7 protein-coding genes and 1 pseudogene are annotated in these 8,084 nt (G+C 68.7%); 5 read left to right on the top strand and 3 right to left on the bottom strand.

The window, feature by feature from the left end:
• Nucleotides 1–82: 82 nt before the first annotated feature.
• Nucleotides 83–434: pseudogene (locus ABZS61_RS09175) on the top strand (transposase); the annotation flags it as partial.
• Here ABZS61_RS09175 and ABZS61_RS09170 read toward each other — a convergent pair.
• Together ABZS61_RS09170 and ABZS61_RS09165 are read right to left on the bottom strand one after the other, a co-directional pair.
• Nucleotides 384–1,103: a DUF2625 domain-containing protein gene (locus ABZS61_RS09170; protein WP_356417509.1), complete on the bottom strand. Its 720-nt coding sequence runs from the start codon at nucleotides 1,101–1,103 to the stop codon at nucleotides 384–386. The pseudogene ABZS61_RS09175 and the gene ABZS61_RS09170 sit on opposite strands and share 51 nt — an antisense overlap.
• A gap of 315 nt (nucleotides 1,104–1,418) precedes the next feature.
• Complete coding sequence (locus tag ABZS61_RS09165; protein WP_356417508.1) at nucleotides 1,419–1,922, bottom strand: N-acetyltransferase; 504 nt, start codon at nucleotides 1,920–1,922, stop codon at nucleotides 1,419–1,421.
• A gap of 662 nt (nucleotides 1,923–2,584) precedes the next feature.
• On the opposite strand from ABZS61_RS09165, the gene ABZS61_RS09160 reads away from it, so the two are divergent.
• The 4 genes from ABZS61_RS09160 to ABZS61_RS09145 all read left to right on the top strand — a co-directional run bounded on the left by ABZS61_RS09160 (nucleotide 2,585) and on the right by ABZS61_RS09145 (nucleotide 5,825).
• The gene (locus tag ABZS61_RS09160; RefSeq protein WP_356417507.1) at nucleotides 2,585–3,040 is read left to right on the top strand and encodes a transposase; all 456 of its coding nucleotides are present in this window, start codon (nucleotides 2,585–2,587) and stop codon (nucleotides 3,038–3,040) included.
• 116 nt (nucleotides 3,041–3,156) lie between these two features.
• Nucleotides 3,157–3,870 (top strand): hypothetical protein, encoded by a 714-nt coding sequence (locus ABZS61_RS09155; protein WP_356417506.1) that lies wholly within the window; start codon nucleotides 3,157–3,159, stop codon nucleotides 3,868–3,870.
• Between the two features lie 46 nt (nucleotides 3,871–3,916).
• Nucleotides 3,917–4,567 carry a class F sortase gene (locus ABZS61_RS09150; RefSeq protein WP_356417505.1) on the top strand — a complete coding sequence of 217 codons (651 nt, stop codon included), beginning with the start codon at nucleotides 3,917–3,919 and terminating at the stop codon, nucleotides 4,565–4,567.
• A gap of 382 nt (nucleotides 4,568–4,949) precedes the next feature.
• The gene (locus tag ABZS61_RS09145; protein WP_356417504.1) at nucleotides 4,950–5,825 is read left to right on the top strand and encodes an SDR family oxidoreductase; all 876 of its coding nucleotides are present in this window, start codon (nucleotides 4,950–4,952) and stop codon (nucleotides 5,823–5,825) included.
• 163 nt (nucleotides 5,826–5,988) lie between these two features.
• On the opposite strand, the gene ABZS61_RS09140 is transcribed toward ABZS61_RS09145, so the two are convergent.
• Nucleotides 5,989–7,575 (bottom strand): NAD(P)/FAD-dependent oxidoreductase, encoded by a 1,587-nt coding sequence (locus ABZS61_RS09140; RefSeq protein WP_356417503.1) that lies wholly within the window; start codon nucleotides 7,573–7,575, stop codon nucleotides 5,989–5,991.
• Nucleotides 7,576–8,084 lie beyond the last annotated feature (509 nt).

Raw genomic sequence — 8,084 nt, 5'->3', positions numbered from 1 at the left:
TCCGAATAGTCCTTCATCGCCATCGACGGTCTTCTCGCTTCCTCCGGATCAAGCAGATCCAGTATCAGCGTGTCCACGACTCAGGGGGAGGTCCCCACGTCGCCGTCGGCCGGCCAAGCTCCACGCGGACAAGGGGTACGACCACGACCGCCCGGCGCCGGTGGCTCCGATCCCGCACAATCACCCCGCGCATCGCCCGCAGGGACATTGAGTCCGCTCCGCGGCTGGGCCGTCACCGCTGGACCGTGGAGCGGACGGTGGCGTGGCCGGCCGGCTGCCGCCGCCTGCACCGCCGCTACGAGCGCAAAGCCGAACACTTCCTGGCCTTCGCCGAAATCGCCGCTGCCTGGTTCGGTTTCCGCAGGCCGGCCCGGGTGACCGGTTCACACGGCGCCGAGAAGGCCCGGATCAATCCCGTCGAACTGTCGGCATGAGTCGCGGGCGACACCGAGCAACTCGGCCATGGGCACGGCGCGACGACTGGTCGCGGAGATGTCCTGGCGCGCCTCGGCGGACCACAATGGTGGAAACAGCGACATGCCCTGATCGCTGTTCAACGCCCGGACCTCGTCCTGCCAGTCCGACCAGCGCAGATCCGCGTAGAACTGATCGAGCGCGCCCGACACCAGCCAGGCCAGCCACTCAGAGTGTCCGGCCCCCAGAGCCTCCCAGCGAAGCGAATCAGGGGCGAAGTAGATCATCTCACCCGGTGTCCCCGGGCGGCCGACGCTGGTGGGAGCTACGCCATTGAGAGCGAAGACGCCACCCAACACGTCGTGCGCGACCACCAATCCGGCATCGGGTCGCCACGCGGAGTCGAACTCTCCCGGGAACTGATTGACCTGGGCCAGGCTCGGCGCCGTCCCGTCCAGCGGGCTGCCGAACACCCGCACCCATCCGTCGTCCACCAGCAGAGCGCCACAATGCAGCACCACCGCACCCAGGTACGACCTGGCCGTGACCTGCAGTTGAAGCAGCGATGCCCTGGCCAGGTCGCTATCGGACGGAAGCACCTCGACGGACACCGGCCCACCGCCGAGAGTCTCCCTGAGCTCCGGCCAGGCCGGCTCCTCGACGTCGATCAGCTCGCTCAACTCGCGCATGTCCGCATCGTCGCACCCCCGCACCGCGCCCCAACCGGCAGGGCACTTCGAGGGCCGCCTGTCTGTCTGGAGGACCTCGTCGGTGAGTGCCCGGGGTCCGCCGACACGGTTCAGCGGGGACGACGCCCCGGCGGCAGGCACGAATCTGAAGACCACGCTGACGCGCGACGCTTCTCAGCCCCGCGTGGCTCCGACTGGGATCGCACCCCCGAGCTACCAGGAGGCCCTGCTTCCACGCGCGGAAACCGCCGCAGTCGCCCGATCGGGACTCCCGGTCGACCCACAGCCTTCGAGATCGACAGGGGCAACAGCCACTTACGTGCCGGGGTGCTGCGGCAGGGCGAGCCAGTCCGACCAGGAGATCTCACGGCCGAGGAAGCGCGGCTGCTCGAACGGCCAGTCGTCGGCGATCCACTGCGGCACCAGCGCGTCGAGTGCCTGCTCGACCGTGCTGCCCACCAACTCGTCCACCACCCACCAGGCGATCTCGCCGTCCGCACCGGCCCTCGCCGGCGGGTCGATGTAGACACAGCCGAGCAGAACTGTCTCCGCCGCGTCGAACAGCGCGTAGTTGAAGGACTGGTGCGCGGCGATCTCCTTCTCGTGCCGCAAGAGGTCGGCCTGGTCGGCCTCGTAGGTCATGGTGTCCGCGGGCCAGCCCCAGGCCGGGCCGAAAATGGTCCACAGCCGCTCGCGCGAACCCATCACAGCCGGATAGTCGAGCGGGGTGTCCACCTCGCGGATCGGCCGAAGGTGATGACCACCGCCCGGCAGCGGTACCAGGACGGGGTGGACGAAGTCATCGGGAAGCCAGCTCATAGCGCCCGACCGTAGCAGCGCACCTCCGTCCGCTCCCCTGGAGTTTCCCCGCATACCGCCAAGCTCTGCTCTCATGCCGGGCAAGGCCTGCGATCACCTGATCGAGACTCCCGTTCGATCGACAGACCCCATGATCGGCATAGCAACGGCTTCTTCACCTCCGACATGGGGCAAATCCAGTCTGAGCTCGCAAGACAGGTGCCGCGTGTACGGTTCGGTGCCATGACCGCGGCGCAGTAACCACGACTGGCTGATGCCTTCCCGGAACACGTCGTCGAGACTGTTCAGCTGCTGCGCGCTGAGGCTGATCCCCTGGCCGAGGTCATCGATGGATTGCTGTACCACCGTCCATGCGGGTGCTCGCCCACCTGCACCAACCTGCTCACGGCACCCTTCGGCTCATCGGGGTCTCAGATGTCGCAGTTGCAGCGCGGCGGCGAAGATGTCATCTGGTTGAACCTGGACCCGTCTGCGACGGGTGTCACAGACATCGAAGTGCTCGACGAGCGCGATCTGGGCCCCGCCGGCCGCCGGGCTGAGTAGTACTTGCCGCTTGTTCCCGAGCCTGGTGAGTAAGCACCCTTCTTTGACGGCCGGACGGCAGGGAGGACCTGGCGTGATCATGTGCGTTGCTGAGGGCACCCCTGATCACCAGCAAGGCCGTGAGCCTGCGTGCGCTGGACGACGCTGTGCGCGTGGAGTCTCTGTCAGTGCTGTCCGGCTTCCGGTCAGATTTCTACGAGTGCTTGACCGCCCGTGCGGTTGCGCTGTTTCGAACTCGCCGACGCACTGCTCCGCGCAGTGGGCCGGTGAGGTCGCTTGTCGATCTGACACTCGCACCTGAGCACCGGCGCGGCCATGGCGCTCTGTACGGCGGACTGAACTGCGGCCGCATCGGTGCTGCCCGACTGCGTGCCGGCTGGGTCGGACTGCCCCTGCCGCGCATGTACGACGGCCGGATCGTGCTCGCGGTGGATGTCAGCCCGCGGTTGCGTTCCGATGCGTCAACCAGCTCGGACTGGCTCTTCTGTGACGTCTACGGGCGGACGAAAAGGTTCCCGCACTTTCGCCTTCTGGAGGAGCCGGACCCCGGCGGCACCCCTGTCCCTATCGGCTAGTCAGGGTACTTTTCTGGCCTTTTGTGGTGTCCCCACGCTCTCTCCTGAAGATCCATGCCATCTCTTAGGCGGTCAGATGCCAGTACGACAATCATCTCGGCTCGAAGGAGTCCAGCATGCGCACAACCTCTTCCGCCCGCTCACGCACCGCCCGCACGGGCGCCACTGTCGCGGTCGCGGTCGCGGCCGTCGGCGTCACCCTGGCCGGGGCACCCGCCGCATTCGCCGAGGGCGAGAGCGGCAACATCGACATCCGCTCGGTCAGCTGGTACTCCAGCGGTGATCGCGAGGGCGTCGAGGTCTGCAAGTTCGTGCTCGTGGCCAGCAACTTCGAGACTCTGGACGCCGTCCCCTGGAAGATCACCGAGAAGCCTGAGGCCACGCCTCTCAACACACTGTCGGCCACCCTCCCCCTCGCCGGCGGCCGGGCCCGGAGCCAGGAGTACCTCCTTCCCGAGGGCACGTACAAGCTCGAGTGGCCGATCGAGGGAGACCCCGTGAAGAACAAGAGTTTCGTCGTCGACTGCTCCCAGCGTGGTCAGGGCGGCCAGGGCGGCCAGAACGGCGGCCGCTCGGAAGGCGGGCGACCGGGTTCGTCGTCCGCGGCGGGCGGCGAGAAGAGCGCCGAGAAGGGCACAGCCGCGATCTACGACAAGCCGTCCGGGGCGGTCCCTGCGGGCGGCGGGGGCGTGCCGGACATGCAGGGCGTCAGCTCCGAGAGCGAGTCGAACATGGGGGCCCCGGCGGCGGCGGTGGCTGCCGCAGCCGGAATCGCCGGGCTGATCCTGGTACGCCGATCCGCACGCCGCCGTGCCCGCAACGAGGCATAACTCGCGCAGGCGACGGCGGGGGCCGAGTCGCGCATGTCGGCTCACGATGACCCTGTCTGTGACCCTCACTCTGGTGGCCGGCGTCGTGTGGGCGAGCTCCGGCTCGCCCGAGGACGCCTCGTCGGTCACCGCCGCCCGCGGCAGCGACGCCGCGGGCGGCGGGGCTCCGCCCTTCCGGAGGACACCGCACAAGCCGCAGAAGAAGGTGGCCCCGTCGCATGCACCGCTGTTGCGCTCCCGCCCGGTCAAGGTCACCATCCCCGCGATCTTCATCGAGGCGCCGGTCACCGGCCTCGCCCTCGACAAGAAGGGCCGGCTCGGCGCCCCACCGCTGAGCAAACCCGAGCTTGTGGGCTGGTACCGCAAGGGCCCCTCCCCCGGTGAAGCGGGAACGTCGCTGCTCGTGGGTCATCGGGACACGGCGACGGGGCCGGCCATCTTCCTCAATCTCAATGTCCTCCGTCGTGGCGACACCGTGAAGGTCACCCGGGCGGACAAGCGAACCGCGGTCTTCACGGTCGACAAGGTGAGGACGTACACGAAGGACAAGTTCCCGGACGACAAGGTGTACGGCGCAACCGGACGTCCGGAGCTGAGGGTGCTGACGTGCGGCGGACGCTTCGACAAGAAGGCCGGCTACTCGGCCAACGTCGTCGTCTTCGCCCATTTGACATCACTGAAGAAGAAGGCCGCCTGACCAGGCCGCGACCATCGGAACCGGCCGGTACCTCGGGGGCGGGGTACCGGCCGTTCGCCTTGCATCAGAGCCCGCCCCGGTCGGGAGTCGTCCAGCCGGTCACGGACGCTTGTACACATCGGCGACGACGAACAGGAGGTCGGCATCCCGTTGGACCGGGCGTCGTCGACGGTGCACAGTCCTGGCCTCGGCGGAGCTCGTACCGTGGCGGGCCGACACCGGACCGACCGGGAGATCCTCACGTCGCCACTGATTCCGCGGCCTGGTCACACCAACACGCGTACACCAGCTCGCCGATGCGTCCGCCTTCTGTGACCTGGCCGCATGAGGGAGCGCACCATGCAACCGATTCGCAACGCCCCGCATATTCGCAGGAGTTATCGTGACTGACCGGAAGCACATCCTGAGCGGTCGGACAGCCGTGGTGACCGGCGCCGCGCGCGGTCTCGGACAGGCCGTCGCCCGAGAGCTGGCCGAGAAGGGCGTCCGCGTGGCTCTGCTCGGCCTGGAGGAAGACGCACTCGCCCGGACGGCGGGCGAACTTCCGACGGAGTCTCAACACTGGCATGTCGATGTCACCGACGACGAGGCCATGGCCCGCGCGGCCGAGGAAGTGGCCCGCCGTCTGGGCCCCGTTTCGGTCGTCGTCGCCAACGCGGGAGTGGCGGAGGGAGGCCCGTTCGCCCGATCCGACCCGGCCAGCTGGAGACGCGTGATCGATGTCAACCTCGTGGGCAGCGCGATCACCGCACGGGCGTTCTTGCCTCAACTGCTCGGCACCCGGGGCTATTACCTCCAGATCGCCTCCCTCGCATCCATCGGCGCCGCGCCGATGATGAGCGCGTACTGCGCTTCCAAGGCGGGCGTGGAGTCCTTCTCGCACTCCCTGCGCGCTGAGCTCGCTCCCCGCGGGGTCGGCGTGGGAATCGCGTATCTGAACTGGATCGACACCGACATGATCCGCGACGCCGATCAGCACGCCGTGCTGCGGGAGCTCCGCGCCCACATGCCGCCGCCAGCCCGGAAGACCTACCCCGCAGATCATGTCGCCCGGCTCGTGGTCCACGCAGTCGAGCGTCGAACGCCTTCCGTGTACGTGCCCGGGTGGCTGCGAGGCGTCCAGGCGGTGCGCGCCGGTCTGCCCGGGCTGGTCTCCGTGCTGGCACGCCGGGAACTGACGCGATCACAGTTCCCGGCAACGGGCCTGTTGGGGGCCGGTGGACGCGCAGCAGAGGTATCCGGAGGTACGCGGGCCTGACAACCGCGCGGCCATTCGTCTGACAGTCCGGCGTCCGGGAGTAGGCTGCCGCCTGAGTATGAACTGCAGCGTTGCCTGCCGAAAGCAGCGTTGTCCGATCCCCGGCCGGGCACGGGGAAGCCGTGTTCCGAGCTCCTCTCGTGCTGCGCCCTGTGCGCTCGGCTCACGAGGTGCCCGGTGCACGCAAGCTGATACCGCGTCTGCCGCGCAGGGCGGCGCGCGCTGCGTTGGCACCTGGGGCCCCGTGGACTCCGCCGCCGGGGTGCGCGGAGGCCGAGGCGAGGTACAGGCCCTTCACCGGGGTTTCTGGCCGCCCGGTGCCCGGAACGGGCCGGAACACCAATTGCTGGTGGACGGCTGCGGTTCCACCGTTGATCGCCCCTCCCCGCAGATTGGCGTTCATGGACTCGATGGTCGGCGGTGCGAGAACGCGACGGGAGGCGATTCGGGAACGGAAACCTGGGGCCCAGCGTTCGACCTCGCTCTCCATGCGGTCGGCCATGGCTTCCTGCTCGCGCCGGTCCCATCGCCCCGTCAGGTTGTCCTCGCCAGCATCTCCCTTGATCCGGTGCGGGACATGGGTGTAGGCCCAGGCCGATTCGGTGCCGGCCGGTGAACGAGTGGCGTCGGCCGTGGTCATCTGCCCGAAGAGGAGGAAGGGGCGGTCGGGCACCTGGCCCGTCGCGATCTGCGCGGCGAAGCGGGTGAGGCCGTCGACCCCGTCGACCAGGTGGACGGTACCCGCCGAAGCAGCGTCACCAGCAGTCCAGGGCACCGGGCCGGTCAAGGCCCAGTCGATCTTGAACGTCGCGAAGTCCCACTGGAACCCGCGCATGTCCTCCAGCAGCCGGTGGGGAAGATGCTGCGCGCTGATCAGCTCGCCGTACAGAGCCGGTGCGGAAACGTCGGCAACGACGGCACGGGACGCCGACACCGAATCGCCCCCTGCGGTACGTACGCCGACAGCACGTCCGCCGCGAACGACGATCTCATTCACACGTTCCCCGCACCGGACCGTGCCACCGTGCCGCTCCAGCCGCCGTACCAGAGCCGCTGTGAGCGCACCGGCGCCCCCGACCGGCACCGGAAAGCCGTAGGTCTGCCCGAGCATGGACATCAGCCATCCGAAGCCCCCGCTTCCTGCCGCTTCGGGGCCGAGATCCGCGTGCAGCGCGTTGCCTGCGAGGAGGAGCCTGGCTGCCTCGCCGCGGAACTGCTCCTCCCCCAGACGACGCACGGGCAGCAGCAACGTCCGCGCCAGGCGGAGCCCGCCGGCTGCCCGAAGTCTGGCCGCGAGTCGAACTCCGGAACGCACCGGCGGGAAGGGCGTGAACAGAGCACGCAGAATGTCCGGCCCCAGGCGGTTCCACGTGCCGTACATGTCGAGCCACGCCGCGCCGTCGCCCGCGGCGAACGTGTCCAGCCCGTTTGCTGTGTCCTCGGCTCCCCGTTCGAGAACCGCGCAGCGACCGTCCGGCAGCGGGTGCGCCAGAACGCGCGGGGCGTGGCTCCAGCTGAGCCCGTCATCGTGCAGGTCCAGTCCTGCGAGGACCGGAGAGGCGGCAGCCAGCGGGTAGAAGGCACTGAAGAGGTCGCTCACATAGTCCGGGTGGACGCCTCTGTCGCTGCGGACCCCGCCGCCAGGCTCCGGCTGGGCCTCGAGCACCTCGACGCTCCATCCTGCAGCGGCAAGGAGATTTGCTGCTACCAGACCATTGGGACCCGCACCGATCACAACCGCGTCCGGCATCGATACCTCCCGCGCTCGCCGTTCCGAGTCTGCCCGCCGCCCTGCTGTCTCTTCAGGCAGCGGTCGAGCCCGCCGTCGGACCGGTACGAGCCCTGTGGGGCCTACAGGGTCGTTTTCATCGTGCGTGACCATCCGCACGAAACGCTGCCAGACACGCCCTGCCCTCAGGGCCGAGCCCTTGCTCATCCGTTCGGTCGCCGTCCACCTGTCACGAGGTCCTTGCCGTAGCTCTCGCACGTTTCAGGGTGGGCCCCACTGAAGTCCTCGGTATGGAGCCCGTCGGTACCGTCCGGCCAGCCGACCGCGAGAACGGAGGACGGGACGAGGTCTTGCACTCCAGGCATGTGTCAGCCGTTGGAAATCGCCCGCCTTTCGTGGCTGCTGGGCCCGTGCGAGGGCGGCGACAACGACCCTGCCGGTTCGTCTCCTGCGGCCCGACAGGGCTTCGCCGCGTGTACGAGTTCCTTGCTTGGGAGCAAGCGGGCAGGGCAGACGCAGTGCACGCGAAC

This window comes from Streptomyces sp. NPDC005566 (assembly GCF_040605575.1).
Classification (GTDB): Bacteria; Actinomycetota; Actinomycetes; order Streptomycetales; family Streptomycetaceae; genus Streptomyces.
The sequence above is the reverse complement of the archived record's forward strand: the minus strand, read 5'-3'. Positions and strand labels throughout refer to the sequence as shown.

Excerpts from the sequence above, each read along its gene's own strand:
- ABZS61_RS09170 (WP_356417509.1), bottom strand. The coding sequence starts at position 1,103 with ATGCGCGAGTTGAGCGAGCTGATCGACGTCGAGGAGCCGGCCTGGCCG.
- ABZS61_RS09165 (WP_356417508.1), bottom strand. The coding sequence starts at position 1,922 with ATGAGCTGGCTTCCCGATGACTTCGTCCACCCCGTCCTGGTACCGCTG.
- ABZS61_RS09155 (WP_356417506.1), top strand. The coding sequence starts at position 3,157 with ATGCGCACAACCTCTTCCGCCCGCTCACGCACCGCCCGCACGGGCGCC.
- ABZS61_RS09150 (WP_356417505.1), top strand. The coding sequence starts at position 3,917 with ATGACCCTGTCTGTGACCCTCACTCTGGTGGCCGGCGTCGTGTGGGCG.
- ABZS61_RS09140 (WP_356417503.1), bottom strand. The coding sequence starts at position 7,575 with ATGCCGGACGCGGTTGTGATCGGTGCGGGTCCCAATGGTCTGGTAGCA.